The following is a 16,972-nucleotide window of genomic DNA, read 5'->3' on the forward strand; positions in this document are numbered from 1 at the left end:
GATGAAATTCTCTGAACTGGCGCCGCGAGAACGGCATAATTTTGTCTATTTCCTGCTGTTCTTTTTCTTTTACTATTTCATTATGTCGGCCTATTTTCCGTTTTTCCCGGTGTGGTTGGCGGACGTTAACCATTTAACCAAAACGGAAACCGGGATCGTCTTCTCCTCCATCTCGTTGTTCGCGATTATTTTTCAGCCGGTATTTGGTTTAATGTCGGATAAGCTCGGCCTGCGCAAACATCTGCTGTGGACTATTACGGTGCTGTTAATTCTGTTCGCGCCGTTCTTTATTTTCGTTTTCTCCCCGCTGCTGCAGATGAATATTATCGCCGGTTCGCTGGTGGGCGGGATCTACCTGGGGATTGTTTTCTCCAGCGGCTCCGGGGCGGTGGAAGCCTATATCGAGCGCGTCAGCCGGGCAAACCGCTTTGAATATGGCAAAGTGCGGGTCGCTGGCTGCGTCGGCTGGGCGCTGTGCGCCTCGATAACCGGCGTGCTGTTCGGCATCGACCCCAATATTACCTTCTGGATCGCCTCCGGCTTTGCGCTGGTGCTGGGTCTTCTGCTCTGGCTGTCGCGTCCGGAAAGCAGCAACAGCGCCCAGGTTATCGAGGCGCTCGGGGCCAATCGCCAGGCCTTTTCGCTGCGTACGGCGGCAGAGCTGCTGCGTATGCCGCGCTTCTGGGGCTTTATCGTCTATGTGGTGGGGGTCGCCAGCGTCTACGACGTGTTTGACCAGCAATTTGCTAACTTTTTCAAAAGCTTCTTCGCCAGTCCGCAGCGCGGTACCGAAGTGTTTGGCTTCGTCACCACCGGTGGCGAGCTGCTCAATGCCGTGATCATGTTCTGCGCCCCGGCCATCGTTAACCGTATCGGGGCCAAAAACGCCCTGCTGACCGCGGGGATGATCATGTCGGTGCGTATTCTCGGGTCGTCTTTTGCCTCATCGGCGGTGGAAGTGGTGATCCTCAAGATGCTGCATATGTTTGAGATCCCCTTCCTGCTGGTCGGGACCTTTAAATATATCTCCTCCGCCTTTAACCCGCGGCTCTCAGCCACCCTGTTTCTGATCGGCTTTAACCTGTCGAAACAGCTGTCCGGGGTGGTACTTTCCGCCTGGGTGGGCCGGATGTACGACACCGTCGGCTTCCATCAGGCCTATCTGATCCTCGGCTGCATCACCCTGAGCTTTACCCTGCTCTCGTTCATCACCTTACGCGGCGGCAAAAGCCTGCTGCCGACAGCGGAGACGCAGACCCCCGCCTGACCGGGCGCGCCCGTCAGGGATGACGGGGTTCACTCTACAATGCGCGTCTCTCCGCCGCTATTCTCCAGCGCATAGCGCTGGCAGGCAGCCCCGGCGGCGATGAGATCCGCCAGCTCTGCCGAGTGGCTGGTCAGCCAGATCTGGCTGTAGCGGGAGGCCTCGACGATCAGCCTGGCCAGCGCCGGGAGCATGTCGCGATGCAGGCTGTTTTCCGGTTCATTGATCGCCAGAAAGGCCGGTGGGCGCGGGCTGAGCAGCGCGACGGCGAGGCAGAGAAAACGCAGCGTGCCGTCGGACATCTCCGCCGCCAGCAGCGGGCGGCGGATCCCCTCCCGGCGCATTTTCAGCGCGAAACGCGAGTGCTCGTTTTCACAGTAAAACTGGCAGCCGGGAAAGGCGTCGGCGAGGATCTCGTGCAAAATCTCCTCCGCGCCGATCTCGACAATGGTCTGAAAGGCGGCCGCCAGATTATGGCCGTCGCTGTCGAGCACCGGCGAACGGTAGCCGACGGCCGGCTGGCGCAGCGGTGAATGGCGGCCGATAGCGAATTCATGGTAAAACCGCCAGCGGCGCAGGGTCTCGCGCACCCGCGACACCTCAGGAAAACGGTGCGGCTCGCCAAGCTGACCGAACACCGACTCGTTTTCATAAATACTCTCGGTGAAGGTGCTTTTCTCCCCGGCGACATCGACGAGGAACGCCGCCTGATTCTTACGCTGCAGTACGCGGGAGGAAGGCCGACGGGAATAGCCCGCCAGCCAGATGTTCTCTTCTTTGACGATGGGATCGAGCATGAACTGCGTCGGATAGGGCAATTTTTCCGGGAAACCAACCTGCAGTTCATAATCAAAGCTCTCCGTCCGACAGGCGATTTGCAGCCGGCGGGGATGGCGATCGAGGGGAGAACGATCTCCGGACCACATCATATTTTCAAGGCCCCCCTCTTCGCTGATAAATCCCGACAGCCTGCCGTCGGCAGCCGCGCTCAACAGATGGATAGCGTTGTAAATATTGGATTTGCCGCAGCCGTTAGGGCCGAAGACAATGTTCAGCGGCCCCAGCTCCAGCGCGATATCCCTGACTGAGCGAAAGTTTTGAATACGGATGTACTGAATCATGATGCGTCCTGGCCCGGTGAGAGAAGGCTGCCACAGTAGCAAAGCCGCGGCAGGGATACTATCGCCCCCTCTCTCCGACCGGGTTTAACAGAACATTTTTTTCATTCCGCGGGTCAGCGCCACCCGCGTCAGCTTATCGCTATCCTGATGGGCGTCACTGAAAACGCCAAAGAAATAGCGTTCATCGTCAATGGTTTGACTCACGATACGATAGCTGAGCGGCTGGCCGGACGGCGCACCGTATTGCGCAGGCGTCACTGAGACCTCGGTCGCATCGTCGGCGACGCTGACCAGCAGTCCATCCGCCTTACCGCCCACCAGCATGACCTTAATTATCGGGTGCACCAGTTCCTCCCGGGATGGCATAGATCATTGGCAAACCGCGCAGCGCGGCGGGCGTATCGTCAGCAAACAGCGGCGCCAGCCAGAGTGCGGTCTTAAGTACTTTCTTATAGTTCATTGCGGCCTTGAGTCAAAAAATAGCGTGCTTAGGCTGAGCTAAATATTGATTATTCGAAATAAAAGATGACAAATGATGAAGGAAAAAAGAGGAATTGTGAATCAGCAAAACGCCAGGTTATTCTATTTTATCACTCCTCTACTCGCCTTTAATGGCCCTGATTCAAGGAAGTATTGCGGTTATGCGTTATGTTCGCCTGTGCCTTATCTCCCTGATTGCCGCCCTGCCACTGGCGGCATTCGCCAGCCCTCCGCCGCTCGAGCAAGTTACACGCAGCGAAAGTCAGCTGGCGGGCCGCGTGGGCTATGTTGAAATGGATCTGGCCAGCGGCCGCACGCTGGCCGCCTGGCGCGCCAGTGAGCGCTTTCCGCTGATGAGCACCTTTAAAGTGCTGCTCTGCGGCGCGGTGCTGGCCCGGGTGGATGCCGGAGACGAACAGCTGGATCGGCGGATCCGCTACCGCCAGCAGGATCTGGTGGACTACTCCCCGGTCAGCGAAAAACACCTTGCCGACGGGATGACCGTTGGCGAACTCTGCGCCGCCGCCATCACCATGAGCGACAACAGCGCCGGCAATCTGCTGTTGAAGAGCGTTGGCGGCCCCGCGGGATTGACCGCTTTTCTGCGCCAGATCGGTGACAACGTCACCCGCCTTGACCGCTGGGAAACGGAGCTCAATGAGGCGCTTCCCGGCGACGTGCGCGACACCACCACCCCAGCCAGCATGGCCGCCACCCTGCGCAAGCTGCTAACCAGCCACGCGCTGAGCGCCCGTTCGCAGCAGCAGCTGCTGCAGTGGATGGTGGACGACCAGGTGGCCGGTCCGCTGATCCGCGCCGTGCTGCCGGCGGGCTGGTTTATCGCCGATAAAACCGGGGCCGGCGAGCGGGGCTCACGCGGCATTGTCGCCCTGCTCGGCCCGAACGGCAAAGCGGAGCGCATCGTGGTGATCTATCTGCGGGATACGCCGGCGACCATGGCCGAGCGTAACCAGCAGATCGCCAGAATAGGCGCGGCGCTGATCGAGCACTGGCAGCGCTAGTCCGGCGAAGGTCACGTGCCTTACCCGGCGCGCAGCACCTCGCAAGCGTGCCGGGCGATATGTGTGGCGGCAGCATCGGAGAGATGCCGGTCGGTAATGATGGTGGTAAAGCGGGTCAAGGGTAACGCCATAAACGTGGCCACCTGATTGTATTTCGAACTGTCGCACAGCAGGATGCTTCTGGCGCTGACCTGGCTGACGGTCTCCTTGACGGTGACCTTGTTCTCATCAGGGGTGAAAATCCCGCGGCTGTCCCAGCCGCTGGCGGAGATAAAGGCCGTATCGATAGCCAGGTGGCGCAAGGTCCGCGCCGCCGACTCGCCGACGCAGGAGCGGTTCTCCCGGCACAGGGTGCCGCCGGTGTGGATCACGCCGCACTGGCTGGCATCGATCAGCAGCTGGGTTATCTCAAAATCGTTGGTGACCACCTGCAGGTCGTCCCGGTCGAGGATCGCCCGCGCCAGCGCCAGGGTGGTGGTGCCGGCATCGAGATAGATGCAGCTGTTTTTGGCGATGTGACTGGCCGCCAGCGCGCCGATGGCCTGTTTCTCCTCACTCTGTAGAGTGCTTTTCACCAGATGACTGGGCTCTGCGGCCAGCCGGCTGACGGCGCGCACGCCGCCCGAGACGCTGACCAGCAGCCCCTGTTCTTCCAGCTTACTGACGTCGCGACGGATAGTCATATGGGACACGCCGAGGATCTCCGTCAGCTCATTAATGCTCACCGCCCCGCGCTGCTCCACCAGGGCTAAAATACGCTGATGACGTTCTATTGGAATCACCGCTCTCCCCTTACCATTTTTTCACACCAGAGTTTACCACTCACGCCGGGAACCTGAAGATCCCCTGTGCTGTTATCGCTGCTTGACCGCTGTTTTTACGCTATTTTAGGGCAAGAATCGCCGTCGCGCAGCCACTTTCCGTCTGTGAATTTTTTATATTCATGTGGGTTATTCGTGATAACTCTCACATAATTTCACATGGCAACGCTTTATTCTATCATTAAATCACATTAATTAACGAATATTCACAAGGAGACCGGCATGACTGCACACACTAACGTCTGCGTGATTGGACTGGGTTCGATGGGCATGGGCGCCGCCCGCGCCTGCCTGCAGGCGGGCCTGAACACCTGGGGGGTGGACATCAATCCCGACAACTGCCGCGCGCTGCTGGAGGCGGGCGCCAAAGGCGCAGGCCCCAGCGCAGTGCCTTTCGCCGCTGAGCTGGATGCCGTCGTGCTGCTGGTGGTCAATGCCGCCCAGGTTCGGGGGATCCTGTTCGGCGAGAGCGGCCTCGCCGCCCATCTGAAGCCGGGAACCGCGGTGATGGTGTCGTCAACCATCGCCTCCGCCGATGCCCAGGCGATTGCCGCGGCGCTGGCGGAATACCAGCTATTGATGCTCGACGCGCCGGTATCGGGCGGCGCGGTGAAAGCGGCCGCCGGCGACATGACGGTGATGGCCTCCGGGAGCGATGCCGCCTTCGCCCGCCTCGCGCCAGTGCTGGACGCGGTGGCCGGCAAAGTCTATCGCATCGGGAGCGACATTGGCCTCGGTTCGACGGTAAAAATCATCCATCAGCTGCTGGCCGGGGTGCATATCGCCGTCGCCGCCGAAGCGATGGCCCTCGCCGCCCGCGCCGGCATCCCGCTGGAGACGATGTACGACGTGGTGACCCACGCGGCGGGTAATTCGTGGATGTTTGAGAATCGTATGCAGCACGTCCTGGATGGCGATTACTCGCCAAAATCCGCCGTCGATATTTTTGTCAAAGATCTCGGCCTGGTGAATGACACCGCCCGGGCGCTGACCTTCCCGCTGCCGCTCGCCACCACCGCGCTGAATATGTTCACCTCCGCCAGCAACGCCGGATTCGGCCGGGAAGATGACAGCGCGGTGATCAAGATCTTCAACGGCATTACCCTGCCGGGCCATAAACAGTGAGGAGAGACAAGATGCAGCTTGGTGTCATTGCCGATGACTTTACCGGCGCCACGGATATTGCCAGCTTCCTCGTACGCAACGGCATGGCGACGGTGCAGCTAAACGGCGTACCGCCCCACGAACTGCCGCTGACCAGCGAAGCGGTGGTGATCAGCCTGAAAACGCGCTCCTGCCCGGTGGAAACCGCCGTCAGCCAGTCGCTGGCGGCCCTGCGCTGGCTGCAGGCCCGGGGCTGTCAGCAATTTTATTTTAAGTATTGTTCCACGTTCGACAGCACCGCGCAGGGCAACATTGGCCCGGTACTGGATGCTCTGCTGGCAGAGCTGGGCGAGACCCGGACGGTGATTTCCCCGGCGCTGCCGGTAAACGGCCGCACGGTCTATCAGGGGTATCTGTTTGTCGGCCAGCAGTTACTCAATGAGTCAGGGATGCGCCACCATCCGGTGACGCCGATGGAGGATGCCCACCTGGGCCGCTTAATCGAGCGCCAGGGCGGCGGAAAAGCGGCGCTGATCGCCTGGCCGATTATCGATCAGGGGCCGGAGGCGGTCGCTGCAGCGCTGGCGGCAATCAGCGACCCGGCGGTGCGCTATGTGGTGCTCGACGCCCTCAGTGAACAGCATTTGCTGACCCAGGGGGCGGCGCTGCGGGAGATGAAGCTGGTCTCCGGCGGCTCTGGTCTCGCCATCGGCATCGCCCGCGACTGGGCGCAGCGCCACGGAACCCAGGGTGAGGGATCCCAGGCGGGCATGCCGCTGCCCGGCCCGGCGGTAGTGCTCTCGGGCTCCTGTTCGCTGATGACCAACAGCCAGGTGGCGGCCTATCGTGAACAGGCTCCCGCCCGCGCCGTCGACTTAAGCGCCTGCTTTACCGATCTGGAGGGCTATGCCGGGACGCTGGCGGCCTGGGTGGACGCAAACCGCGATTCGCCGCTGGCGCCGATGGTCTATGCCACGACTGAGCCGCAAACGCTGCAGCGGATCCAGGCGCAGTATGGCGACAAGGCCAGCAGCGAACGGGTGGAACAGCTGTTCGCCGCCCTCGCCGCCGCGCTGAAGGAGAAAGGATTCACCCGGTTTATTGTGGCCGGAGGGGAAACGTCGAGCATTGTGGCGCAGACGCTGGGGGTCGAGGCGTTCCATATCGGGCCGACGATCTCCCCTGGGGTTCCCTGGGTGCGTGACACCCGCCAGCCGCTCTCCCTGGCGCTGAAGTCAGGTAATTTCGGCGATATCCAGTTCTTTGCCCGTGCCCAGCAGGAGTTTTGTCATGACTGAGCAACAGCTGCGAGATGAGATGGTGCAGATTGGCGCCTCGTTGTTTAACCGCGGTTATGCCACCGGCTCCGCCGGCAATCTGTCGCTCCTGCTGCCGGACGGCAACCTGCTGGCGACGCCGACCGGCTCCTGCCTGGGCGAGCTGCAGGCCCAGCGGTTGTCGGTGGTCACCCTGCAAGGAGAATGGATCGCCGGCGACAAACCGTCGAAAGAGATCGCTTTTCACCGGGCGGTCTATTTGCATAACCCGGCCTGCAAAGCGATCGTCCACTTGCATAGCCACTATCTGACCGCGCTCTCCTGCCTGCAGGGGCTCGATCCGCAGAATTGTATTCGCCCCTTTACTCCCTACGTGGTGATGCGGGTCGGCGACGTCCCGGTGGTTCCCTACTACCGACCGGGCGACGACCGCATTGCCGAGGCGCTGGCCGGCCTGGCGCCGCGCTATAACGCCTTTTTACTGGCCAACCATGGTCCGGTGGTCACTGGCTCATCGCTGCGCGAAGCCACCAATAATACCGAAGAGCTGGAAGAGACCGCGCGGCTGATGTTTACCCTCGGCAATCGCGAGATCCGTTACCTGACCGCTGACGAAGTGGATGAACTGAGATAAAACCATGCCAAAATTCGCTGCAAATTTATCCATGCTGTTTACCGAACTGCCGTTCCTGGACCGCTTTGCCGCCGCCGCCCGCGCTGGTTTCGAAGCCGTGGAGTTTCTGTTCCCCTATGAGTATGCCGCCGGGGAAATTAAACAGCGCCTGCAGGAAAACCAGCTGCAGCTGGTGCTGTTCAATACCCCGCCCGGCGACGTTAACGCCGGGGAATGGGGACTCGCCGCCCTACCGGGCAGGAGCGCCGAGGCCCGGCGTGATATCGAGCTGGCGCTGGAGTATGCCTGCCAGCTGGATTGTCCGCAGGTGCATATTATGGCCGGCGTGGTGCAGCCGGGGATGGATCGCGCGGCCTGCGAGGCGGAGCTTTTCGATAACCTGCGCTACGCCGCCGAGTGCTTTGCCCGCCACGGCAAGCGGGCGCTTATTGAAGCCCTGAATCCGCAGACCAAACCGGGCTATTTCTACCACAGTCAATATCAGACGCTGGAGATAGCGCAGCGGGTCGACCGGCCAAACATCGCCGTGCAGTTAGATCTGTTTCATGCGCAGAAAGTGGACGGCAATTTAAGCCATCTTATTACCGAGTATGCCGGTCAGTACCGCCATATTCAGATAGCGTCCCTGCCCGACCGCCATGAACCGGACGAGGGCGAGATTAATTATTCATGGATCTATGCGTTGCTGGATAACGTCGGCTATGACGGTTGGATCGGCTGCGAATATATCCCCAGGGCGGATACCCTTTCCGGACTGGAATGGTTCTCGCCCTACCGGAAAAAATAAAGCGCGGTTCTAAAAATATAACTCTCTGTACACCTGTTAATACCCGAGGCAAAACTATGTCGACATCGGCGCTGTTACTTATTGCGTTAGCCAGCGTAGTGCTGTTGCTCCTGCTGGTGATCAAAGCGAAAGCGCATCCTTTTGTGGCGCTCCTGATCGTCAGCCTGCTGGTGGCGTTCGCCACCGGCATTCCGGCGGATAAAATCATTACCACCATTGAAAAAGGCATGGGCGGCCTGCTCGGCCACATCGCCAGCATAATTATTTTGGGATCAATGCTGGGGGTGCTTATTGAAATATCCGGCGGCGCCGAATCGCTGGCGAAAACGCTGACCGGCGTGCTGGGTTCTAAACGGACTATTGCCGCCTTAACCATCGTGGCTTTTATTCTCGGCACGCCAGTCTTCTTTGAAGTCGGCTTTATTATCATCATTCCGTTAATTTACGGCTTCAGTAAAGTCGCCCATCTGTCGCCGCTGAAATTTGGCCTGCCGATGGCCGGAGTGATGTTAACCGTCCATGTGGCATTGCCAACCCACCCTGGCGCGGCGGCTGCGGCAGGTATTCTGCATAGCGATGTCGGCTGGTTGATGCTGGCGGGAATTGGAGTGTCGATCGTCGTGGGTATCGTGGGCTATTTTGTCGCCCGGTCTATCAATCAGCGCCATTATCATCTGTCGATTAACGTGCTGGAACAGCAGCAAACGGCCGAGGTGCCCGACCTCTCCGTCAACGCCCAGCAGACCCGACTGGCGCCGCCGAATGCGCTGGTTATCGGCGGGCTGATCGTGGTGCCCATCGTGCTGATTGTTTCCGGAACGCTGTGTCAGGCCCTGCTGCTGCCGGATAACGCGATTCGCCAGCTGATGACCGTCATTGGCACCCCGCCCGTCGCCCTGCTGATCTCCCTGGGGCTGGCCAGCTGGACGCTGGGCATCCGGCGGGGGATGAACCTGAAAAAGCTGGGAGAAGTCACCGGCAGCGCGATCCCCTCCTCGGCGGACGTGATCCTCGTCGCCGGCGCCGGCGGCGCCTTTGGCGGGGTGCTGGTCGCCTCCGGCATCGGCAATGCCTTAGCCGAGGCGCTGGAGACGATTCATCTGCCGCTGATGCCCGCCGCTTTCCTGCTGTCGCTGGTGCTTCGGGCCTCGCAGGGCTCGGCCACCGTGGCGATCCTCACCACCTCCGGCCTGCTGTCACAGGCGGTTGTCGGGCTGGAGCCGCTGCAGCTGGTGCTGGTGACGCTGGCGACCTGTTTCGGCTCGCTCGGGTTATCGCATGTTAACGACGCCGGGTTCTGGGTGGTCACGCGCTATCTCGGGCTCTCGGTGCCGGACGGACTCAAAACCTGGACCGTACTGACCACCATCATGGGGGTGACAGGCTTCCTGATCACCTGGCTGCTGTGGTTTGTACTGTAATATTCACCCGGGTGGCTCCGGCCACCTTATCGTGTCCCCTTCGCGGGGACTAACTCATTATCGCTGCCCGGCAGCTGGCCTCCCGCTGACAGCGTCACCGGTATAAAATAGCGTACGTGATAGCGCTTCTCCTCGGCCTCTCCTCCTTCCGCATGACGCGTCATAAAGCATTCAATGTCATGCCCATCCCGACGGCTTACCCCCAGCGTTGGCAACTGTTCCAGATAGAGATCGCTGGACAAACGGGCATAGCGTGACCAGCTGCCGTAGAATTCAACCCCCACATACAGCCCCGACCGGGTGGTCAACGCGGACGACGGCTTTCGCGCCTCGTGACAACCGACAAAGGCGTTAACCTCGACGTTAAGCTCATTTTGACTCGCTGCCGCGTAATCGGAGAGTATGGAAAGCGAACCGCCTCCAGCGGCGAAAAAACGGTCAACCTTTTGTCTGATAGCCGTCTTGGCGGTACTTTGCAACACCATATCCGACAGGCGCAGTTCATACTTCATCGGGTAGCCATAATAGACCCGCTCCGGCAGGGAACAGATCCGAGCCAAAGGCAGGCTCTCATCATCCGTGGGGAATTTTTTTAACAGTTTTGCCGTGTCCCAGTGCGCCGCGCAGCGGTACTCCCGTGGCGAAAGCGAGAAACGTTTCTTAAACTCCCGGGAGAAGGTCTGCGGCGAATCGTAACTTAACTGCCAGGCTATGGCGGCGATCGGTTGCCGCGTTAAACGCAGACTGACCGCTGCGATGGTCAGCCGCCGCAGGCGAATATACTGCCCGATGGGTAACCGGCCATATTGATAAAACACCTCGTACACAAACCGACGCGAATAGCCCATATACTGCGCCAGGTCATCGATCGCCGGGTTACAGTAGATATTATCCTCCAGCCACGCCAGCATTTTTAAATAGAGCATTTGCTTCATAAGCACCACATACTTCCTGTAATCTTGTCCTCCGCTAATTTTAGCAACAGATACTGGCTGCCACTAAGCTTTTTATGCATCGCAAAAATAAAAAATTACCAAAGCGCTTAAAACGCCATCTAATATAGACTTATCATTTTGTTTATTAGGAACTTTCGCATACCAACACACCGTTATCTCACTTTTCCTGGCAGATATTGCATTAATGAAAAACATCCCTTAGATTACCCCAGCTAAAAAAGGCCTGCGCATCACCATTATATTCTTTAATTTATTCTGACACTTTTTTTCATACCCCACAGGGAAGTTATATGACGAATTTTTTGATCAATATAAAAAATCACTATTTGCGAGTCGCTATTGCGGAGCTGGTGGATGAAGCGATGAAGACCTACGGGGGATCAGCGTATCAGTTTTCTCAACAATGGAACGCGGATGGGATGGCGCAAGCTAATGTGATCTTCACGGAAATGGTGGCGGGAGAATGGTACCTGTGTCATGACCTGTTTCAGCATGCCCCAGAGCAATACACGCTTTTTATTTTTCAGGACAATGAACAAGCTACCGCCGAAGAGAGTTTACCCAACTGTCTGCGTCAGGCGGTGTTTATGCCTCCCCACGCTCCCGTTCAGCTTCTTAAAGATGAGATAGCCAGCGCGATTCAGCGCTCCCTGCCACCTCATCATGACCCCTCCTTCAATCGGCTGCGGCGTTGCATCAATTGCGCCTGCAAGTCGGTCAGCGATGCGCAAACCAAAGTCATTTACGCGTTCAGTATTGGTCTAAGTCCGCATGAAGTCGCCGCGGCGCTAAAAATTAGCCACAAAACCATTCACTCGCATAAAAAGAATATTATGAGCAAGTTCAATTTGCACAGCCGCCAGCAATTTAACAACCTCGTAAAACTACTCGCCAGACGTTAATACAATCGTCATTATATTACCTCTGCAGATTATCTTCTGGAACGGAAGACGTAGCGTCTTTTGCGTCTTTCCTGAATATAAGAAAGACCACTCCACAAAGAAATGACGGGACAAAAAATCAGACACAAAATAATAAATAAGTCGCTCATATCAGACCTGAAAAAAGGAATTAAACTTACGTTGATAATATGGATTTGCTTTTAATCAGGCAAGACCAGCATCTCTTTTTGAGAGCGGGTAATATAATGGCAGGATAATTCCTGGTGGCGAATGTTAACCGATAATTTAAGGAGGTGGGCCTATACCACAGGAGGAGTGAGCGGCCTGATTCCCCCTTTTGCATTGTAAATGAGAAAAAGATAGCTAAACCTCAGATTCCCTGTAGAGTGAAGGTAATCACAAAGTGAAGCTCCCGTTCCGCGTAGCGGACATCACGGTTGGTTAAATGTCAGAAAAAACAGCCACACTTCTCTGGGGGTCTGGCCATACCTCCCTCAATACGCGCTGTGCGGACCATCACGCGCTGCCGCAGCGACCGGAATGATTATGCTAACCACCCTGATATACCGCAGCCAGGTTAATCCTGCCCGCCCGCCCACCGATCTCGACGCTTTAATTCATCGCGCCAGCGGGAAAAACATGCCTCTTGGCATCACCGGTATTCTGCTGTTTAACGGGCTGCAGTTCTTCCAGGTGCTGGAGGGAAGCGAGGAGGATCTTGAGTCGTTATTCCACGAGATACAGAGCGATCCGCGCCATCGCGACGTGGTGGAACTGATGCGCGACTATTCGGCCTACCGTCGTTTTCACGACACCGGAATGCGCCTGCTGGATCTTCGTCTTTTCGAAGCCGACAGCGCGCTGGAGGAGCTCCTGCGCTTTAGCTCGTTTGGGGTCACCGATCCGGTCAACGACCGGATGTTCCGCCTGATTAGCGCCTTTATCGCCGACGGTGGGCGCTATTGTCTGCCCGAGCCGCTGCAGCCTTCTCGCTGGACGATGATGCCTGCCCCGGCCACTGCCATCGCGCGCCACCTGCCCGATCAACCTTGCCAGTTTGCCCTGCAGGCCATCGTCGAGCCGGCCAAAAAGCGGGTCTCTTCCTTTGAAGCGCTGATCCGCAGCCCCACCGGCGGATCTCCTGTAGAGATGTTTGCCGCCATCCCGGCGGAGGATCGCTACCGTTTCGACCTCGAGAGCAAAGCGTATGCCTTCTCTCTCGCCGGTCAGTTACCGCTTGGTAAACACCAACTGGCCATTAACCTGCTGCCCGGTTCGCTGTATAACCACCCTGACGCCGTAGGCTGGCTGATGAACAGCCTGCTGGCGGCCGGCCTCCGACCGGACCAGGTGCTGATAGAGGTTACCGAAACGGAGGTGATCACCTGCTTTGACCAGTTCCGCAAGGTGCTCAAAGCGCTGCGCGTCGCGGGCATGAAGCTGGCCATCGACGACTTTGGCGCGGGTTACTCCGGCCTGTCGTTACTGACCCGCTTTCAGCCCGATAAAATCAAAGTGGATGCGGAGCTGGTGCGCAATATTCATATCAGCGGCGCCAAGCAGGCGATTGTCGCCTCGGTCGTGCGCTGCTGCGAGGATTTGGGCATCACGGTGGTGGCGGAAGGCGTCGAAACCCTGGAAGAGTGGTGCTGGCTGCAGTCGGTGGGCATTCGCCTGTTTCAGGGGTTCCTTTTCTCCCGACCGTGCCTGAACGGCATCGGGGAAATTTGCTGGCCGATAGCGCGTCAGGCAACGGATCTGTAAGGCCGCGGTAGTCGGCAGCGTCACTGCCAGTGGGGGAGCTTTTCACCCAGCGCCGCCAGGGCGAAGCGCACCGCTTTCGCCACCACTGTCTCGCAGTCGCCGGTAAAGCGCAGCCGTTGAGTTTCGATCTGGCCGCGAAAGTTCCAGGCAAACCATACCGTGCCGGCGGGGGTACCATCCTCTCCCCCCTCCGGTCCCGCATAGCCGCTGATGGCGATGGCGATGTCGGCCCCGGCTATCGCCAGCATACCGCTGGACATCTCCTTCACGCACGCTTCGCTGACAGCGCTGTGTTCCGCCAGGGTTTCCGCGCGCACCTGCAGCACATTGCGCTTGGCTTCATCGCTGAAGGTGACCACGCCGGTATCATAAAAGGCCGCAGTATCAGCCTGAGCACAGAGCGCAGCCGCCAGATTGCCGCCGGTGCAGGATTCCGCAGTGGTGAGCCGCCAGCCGCGCGCGATAAGCGCCCGGGCCACCTCGGCGGTCAGTTGATGAGTATGTTGTGCGTCTTTATCGATCTCGTCAGCCATTCTCACTCCTCGCCGAATTTGAAAAGTATCACCGCCTCACTGCCCTGTTAACAGGATAGCATAGTGATTTCTCTCGTCGCCTGGAGGCCGTTTACGCCACCTTGAGTGGATAAAATAAAGGCCCGCAGCGCGGGCCTTGAAAGGAACTACCTCGGCACAGAAGCGGAATCACACTTTGTGTTCGATCACCCGCCCCTGGTTCTCAATGGCAATTTTGCGCGGTTTTTCGCTCTCGGGGATCTCCTGATGGATAGCAATTTTTAAGATCCCGCTCTCCAGCTGCGCCTGATTAATCTGGGCGTGTTCGGGAAGCGAAAAACTAAGCTGGAAATCAGCCCGGCGAATGCCTTTATAAATCCAGCCCTGGCTGTTTCCGGAATGATTTTCGGTTTGCGCGCGTTTACCGGTAATATGCAGATTACCGCCTACGGTCTCTATTTCCAGTTCATCATCTTTCCAGCCAGGCACGCTGACGCTGAGCAGGAAATTACTGTCATCCACTTTCTGTAAATCGTAGGCTGGTAAGGTCCCCACCGGCGTATCGCCCGTTAACTGGCTGAAAAGACGGTCGATACGGTTAAAGCGATCGGCAAAAAGGGAATCAGCAAATACCGGGAGTGCTGACAAGGTTTTGAGTGCCATAATTAACCTCCTGAATATCCATTCAAAAGCTCAACATGAAGGCAAGCATTGCTTGTCCGCTTTATAAAATAATAGCTAAAGCGCGTTTTTCAAGACCTGAAATAAAAAAATTTCTTCGTCAGTCACAGACAGAAATAACCAGGTCAGGTGGCAAAGTGCCCCCCGCCAGACGGCGGGGGCTGGGGTGCTTCTGAGTCCCATAACTGATGCTGTTTAACATTCAATAAACAGAAGCGTCATGTATATATTACTTGTTCAAGGGGATGTCAACGACCGAATCGCGTTGCCTCACCCGTCGCCCTGCAATAGCGCCACGAGAAATGCGGTTCCCCTGACGATCGTTTCGCCAACAGCGGCGGCCTCGACATCACTTTGGCCTCGCTGGCGCCAGTTGGAAGACACTGGCGAAAATTTACGCCGTCAGGGAAGGAACCTTTCTCATCCCTCCGTGCCTAATAACCTGCATACGCACTTTCTGAGGCATCACTATGACCGGCATTTTTATCTCTACCACCCTGTTCGCCCTCTTCGCGTCGATGTTGATCGGTCTGGGGATGGTATGGAAAGGCATCTCCAACAACCCGGATAACTAATCCTTTTTGGACGCCGTTGCCATTCACCTGATGCAGCGGCGGGTCAATACACCACCCTCTACCCCATCCACACTTCTTGTTCAGGCGACATATACTCAGTATTTGCGCCCGCGTACCCTTTTTCGAAATAAAAATTCACATGGCGAATGTGTAACTTCAATTAATATAGTTCAGGCCAGAATTAAGGCCTGCAATGTAGGCAACTTAAGTAGTATGTGCCTAAGCGTCAGCTATAAGCCTGCGAAAAGAATTCACAATCGCATGATTTCAAAATCATGTCTAACCACGCCCCTTCCCTGCTGAACTATACTTTCCTTCAGATATCTGGCTGGAGGTGGCGATGTGCGGACGTTTTGCGCAAGCGCAGACGCGGGAAGCATACCTGGCGTTTCTCGCAGAAAAGGCCGAACGCGATATCCCCTGGGACCCGGAGCCCATTGGGCGGTATAACGTCGCGCCAGGGACAAAAGTGTTACTCCTGAGTGAAAGGAATGAGCAACTCCACCTCGATCCCGTTCACTGGGGCTATGCGCCGGGATGGTGGGATAAATCACCGCTGATTAATGCCCGGGTTGAAACCGCTGCCACCAGCAGGATGTTCAAACCGCTGTGGCAGCACGGGCGGGCGATCTGCTTCGCCGATGGCTGGTTTGAATGGAAAAAGGTCGGAGGCAAAAAGCAGCCCTACTTCATTCAGCGAAAGGATGGCCAGCCGATATTTATGGCCGCTATTGGCAGCACCTCCTTCGAACGCGGGGACAGCGCCGAAGGATTTTTGCTGGTGACCGCTGCCGCCGATCGCGGTCTTGTCGATATACATGACCGCCGGCCGCTGGTCCTGACGTCGGAAGCCGCCCGGGAATGGATGAGGCAGGATCTCACCGGCGCGGAAGCGGAGGAGATTGCCAGGGACGGAAGCGTCTCCGCCGACGATTTCACCTGGCACGCGGTATCGCGGGCGGTCGGCAATCTGAACAATCAGGGGCCAGCGTTAATTGAGCCAGTAGAGTGAGCGCCTAACTCTGTGGCCGATCCCCCGCCTGATGCGCCGGCTGCGGTGCGATCCAGCCTTGCCAATAAGCCCCCGCGGGTTATCCCGACTGGCTTAACCACTCGCTTAAGGTCAACGAATAAAGCAGACTCGGCGGCGCATTTTCTATATCGGCAATCTCGTTGATGAACCTCAAGCCTGCTTTCTCGAGCACTTTTCGCGAGGCCAGGTGATTCGCCCTCACCACCGCTGAAATCTCCGTGAGTTTGATCGCCTCGAAGCCATATCTTACCGCCGAGGTCGCGAGGTCGGTGGCCAGCCCTTTTCCCCATGCTTCTGTTGCGAATCGATAGCCAAGATTGTTGAGGATGACATCGTTATAGCGACGAATAGTTAAGCCGCCAAAGCCAATGATTTTTTCCGGAGCATCACGCGCCGATATGGCCCAGTTGCCAAACCCGCGATCGTGCCAGTGGGCAAGCCAGCGCTGGAGAACCGTACTGGCATAGTCAATATCCGGGTAGGGTCCTGCGGGGTTAAAGGTATTAGTCGCCGGATCGCCATAAATTCGGTAAAGATCGGCGACATCTTCAGCCATGACTGGGCGAAGACGCAGGCGATGAGTCTCAATATGCAAACGTATCTCCTTGACGAGTGAGG

The 16,972-nt window shown here is 57.6% G+C and carries 21 protein-coding genes; 11 read left to right on the forward strand and 10 right to left on the reverse strand.

Annotation, left to right across the window (positions count from 1 at the left end):
- The first annotated feature begins 1 nt into the window (after position 1).
- Positions 2–1,267 carry an MFS transporter gene (locus AC6CWS_RS13620; RefSeq protein ID WP_048334863.1) on the forward strand — a complete coding sequence of 422 codons (1,266 nt, stop codon included), beginning with the start codon at positions 2–4 and terminating at the stop codon, positions 1,265–1,267.
- Between the two features lie 29 nt (positions 1,268–1,296).
- Here the strand turns inward: AC6CWS_RS13620 and AC6CWS_RS13625 are convergent, their stop codons facing one another.
- The 3 genes from AC6CWS_RS13625 to AC6CWS_RS13635 all read right to left on the reverse strand — a co-directional run bounded on the left by AC6CWS_RS13625 (position 1,297) and on the right by AC6CWS_RS13635 (position 2,845).
- Positions 1,297–2,385 carry an AAA family ATPase gene (locus AC6CWS_RS13625; protein ID WP_048334864.1) on the reverse strand — a complete coding sequence of 363 codons (1,089 nt, stop codon included), beginning with the start codon at positions 2,383–2,385 and terminating at the stop codon, positions 1,297–1,299.
- A gap of 84 nt (positions 2,386–2,469) precedes the next feature.
- Positions 2,470–2,730, reverse strand: coding sequence for a hypothetical protein (locus AC6CWS_RS13630; RefSeq protein WP_004205993.1), 261 nt, complete (start codon positions 2,728–2,730; stop codon positions 2,470–2,472).
- Positions 2,714–2,845, reverse strand: coding sequence for a hypothetical protein (locus AC6CWS_RS13635; RefSeq protein WP_023289606.1), 132 nt, complete (start codon positions 2,843–2,845; stop codon positions 2,714–2,716). The genes AC6CWS_RS13630 and AC6CWS_RS13635 overlap by 17 nt, the downstream gene beginning before the upstream one ends.
- A 181-nt stretch (positions 2,846–3,026) precedes the next feature.
- On the opposite strand from AC6CWS_RS13635, the gene AC6CWS_RS13640 reads away from it, so the two are divergent.
- On the forward strand, positions 3,027–3,887 hold the full coding sequence (locus tag AC6CWS_RS13640) for a broad-spectrum class A beta-lactamase OKP-A-11 (protein WP_063860898.1): 861 nt from the start codon (positions 3,027–3,029) through the stop codon (positions 3,885–3,887).
- A 20-nt stretch (positions 3,888–3,907) separates the two neighbouring features.
- Here the strand turns inward: AC6CWS_RS13640 and AC6CWS_RS13645 are convergent, their stop codons facing one another.
- On the reverse strand, positions 3,908–4,669 hold the full coding sequence (locus AC6CWS_RS13645) for a DeoR/GlpR family DNA-binding transcription regulator (RefSeq protein ID WP_023289604.1): 762 nt from the start codon (positions 4,667–4,669) through the stop codon (positions 3,908–3,910).
- 261 nt (positions 4,670–4,930) lie between these two features.
- Between AC6CWS_RS13645 and ltnD the strand changes: the two genes are divergently transcribed.
- Genes ltnD through AC6CWS_RS13670 form a run of 5 tightly spaced genes read left to right on the forward strand, consistent with a single transcriptional unit; the run spans position 4,931 to position 9,931 of the window.
- A complete protein-coding gene (gene ltnD / locus AC6CWS_RS13650) occupies positions 4,931–5,833 on the forward strand; it encodes an L-threonate dehydrogenase (protein ID WP_064154652.1) in 903 nt (300 codons plus the stop codon).
- Positions 5,834–5,844: 11 nt separating this feature from the next.
- Entirely contained in the window at positions 5,845–7,110 is a 1,266-nt protein-coding gene (gene otnK, locus AC6CWS_RS13655) for a 3-oxo-tetronate kinase (RefSeq protein ID WP_065882336.1), read from the forward strand.
- Positions 7,103–7,723 (forward strand): 3-oxo-tetronate 4-phosphate decarboxylase, encoded by a 621-nt coding sequence (otnC, locus tag AC6CWS_RS13660; protein WP_023289601.1) that lies wholly within the window; start codon positions 7,103–7,105, stop codon positions 7,721–7,723. The genes otnK and otnC overlap by 8 nt, the downstream gene beginning before the upstream one ends.
- A gap of 4 nt (positions 7,724–7,727) precedes the next feature.
- Positions 7,728–8,510 (forward strand): HPr family phosphocarrier protein, encoded by a 783-nt coding sequence (locus AC6CWS_RS13665; RefSeq protein WP_065882334.1) that lies wholly within the window; start codon positions 7,728–7,730, stop codon positions 8,508–8,510.
- Positions 8,511–8,566: 56 nt separating this feature from the next.
- Positions 8,567–9,931 carry a GntP family transporter gene (locus tag AC6CWS_RS13670; protein WP_023289599.1) on the forward strand — a complete coding sequence of 455 codons (1,365 nt, stop codon included), beginning with the start codon at positions 8,567–8,569 and terminating at the stop codon, positions 9,929–9,931.
- Positions 9,932–9,957: 26 nt separating this feature from the next.
- Here the strand turns inward: AC6CWS_RS13670 and AC6CWS_RS13675 are convergent, their stop codons facing one another.
- Positions 9,958–10,866 carry a helix-turn-helix domain-containing protein gene (locus AC6CWS_RS13675; RefSeq protein ID WP_044522848.1) on the reverse strand — a complete coding sequence of 303 codons (909 nt, stop codon included), beginning with the start codon at positions 10,864–10,866 and terminating at the stop codon, positions 9,958–9,960.
- A 311-nt stretch (positions 10,867–11,177) separates the two neighbouring features.
- On the opposite strand from AC6CWS_RS13675, the gene kbvR reads away from it, so the two are divergent.
- Positions 11,178–11,789, forward strand: coding sequence for a LuxR family transcriptional regulator KbvR (kbvR, locus tag AC6CWS_RS13680; RefSeq protein ID WP_065882332.1), 612 nt, complete (start codon positions 11,178–11,180; stop codon positions 11,787–11,789).
- Between the two features lie 29 nt (positions 11,790–11,818).
- Here kbvR and AC6CWS_RS13685 read toward each other — a convergent pair whose 3' ends face one another.
- Positions 11,819–11,938, reverse strand: coding sequence for a small membrane protein (locus AC6CWS_RS13685; RefSeq protein WP_137910593.1), 120 nt, complete (start codon positions 11,936–11,938; stop codon positions 11,819–11,821).
- Between the two features lie 397 nt (positions 11,939–12,335).
- Between AC6CWS_RS13685 and AC6CWS_RS13690 the strand changes: the two genes are divergently transcribed.
- Positions 12,336–13,553, forward strand: coding sequence for a diguanylate phosphodiesterase (locus tag AC6CWS_RS13690; protein WP_065882330.1), 1,218 nt, complete (start codon positions 12,336–12,338; stop codon positions 13,551–13,553).
- Positions 13,554–13,573: 20 nt separating this feature from the next.
- Here the strand turns inward: AC6CWS_RS13690 and AC6CWS_RS13695 are convergent, their stop codons facing one another.
- The 3 genes from AC6CWS_RS13695 to AC6CWS_RS13705 form a co-directional block, all read right to left on the reverse strand.
- Positions 13,574–14,086 (reverse strand): 2-oxo-tetronate isomerase, encoded by a 513-nt coding sequence (locus tag AC6CWS_RS13695; RefSeq protein ID WP_023289595.1) that lies wholly within the window; start codon positions 14,084–14,086, stop codon positions 13,574–13,576.
- Positions 14,087–14,254: 168 nt separating this feature from the next.
- Complete coding sequence (locus AC6CWS_RS13700) at positions 14,255–14,728, reverse strand: Hsp20 family protein (RefSeq protein ID WP_023289594.1); 474 nt, start codon at positions 14,726–14,728, stop codon at positions 14,255–14,257.
- 412 nt (positions 14,729–15,140) lie between these two features.
- A complete protein-coding gene (locus AC6CWS_RS13705) occupies positions 15,141–15,266 on the reverse strand; it encodes a hypothetical protein (protein ID WP_369821819.1) in 126 nt (41 codons plus the stop codon).
- Between AC6CWS_RS13705 and AC6CWS_RS13710 the strand changes: the two genes are divergently transcribed.
- Together AC6CWS_RS13710 and AC6CWS_RS13715 are read left to right on the forward strand one after the other, a co-directional pair.
- Positions 15,217–15,321, forward strand: coding sequence for a YnaM/YnfT family protein (locus AC6CWS_RS13710; protein ID WP_022065603.1), 105 nt, complete (start codon positions 15,217–15,219; stop codon positions 15,319–15,321). The genes AC6CWS_RS13705 and AC6CWS_RS13710 overlap by 50 nt on opposite strands.
- A gap of 340 nt (positions 15,322–15,661) precedes the next feature.
- Positions 15,662–16,333 (forward strand): SOS response-associated peptidase, encoded by a 672-nt coding sequence (locus tag AC6CWS_RS13715; RefSeq protein WP_498256406.1) that lies wholly within the window; start codon positions 15,662–15,664, stop codon positions 16,331–16,333.
- A 79-nt stretch (positions 16,334–16,412) separates the two neighbouring features.
- On the opposite strand, the gene AC6CWS_RS13720 is transcribed toward AC6CWS_RS13715, so the two are convergent.
- Positions 16,413–16,949: a GNAT family N-acetyltransferase gene (locus tag AC6CWS_RS13720; RefSeq protein ID WP_023289592.1), complete on the reverse strand. Its 537-nt coding sequence runs from the start codon at positions 16,947–16,949 to the stop codon at positions 16,413–16,415.
- Positions 16,950–16,972: the final 23 nt, after the last annotated feature.

Source organism: Klebsiella sp. M041 (assembly GCF_059759695.1).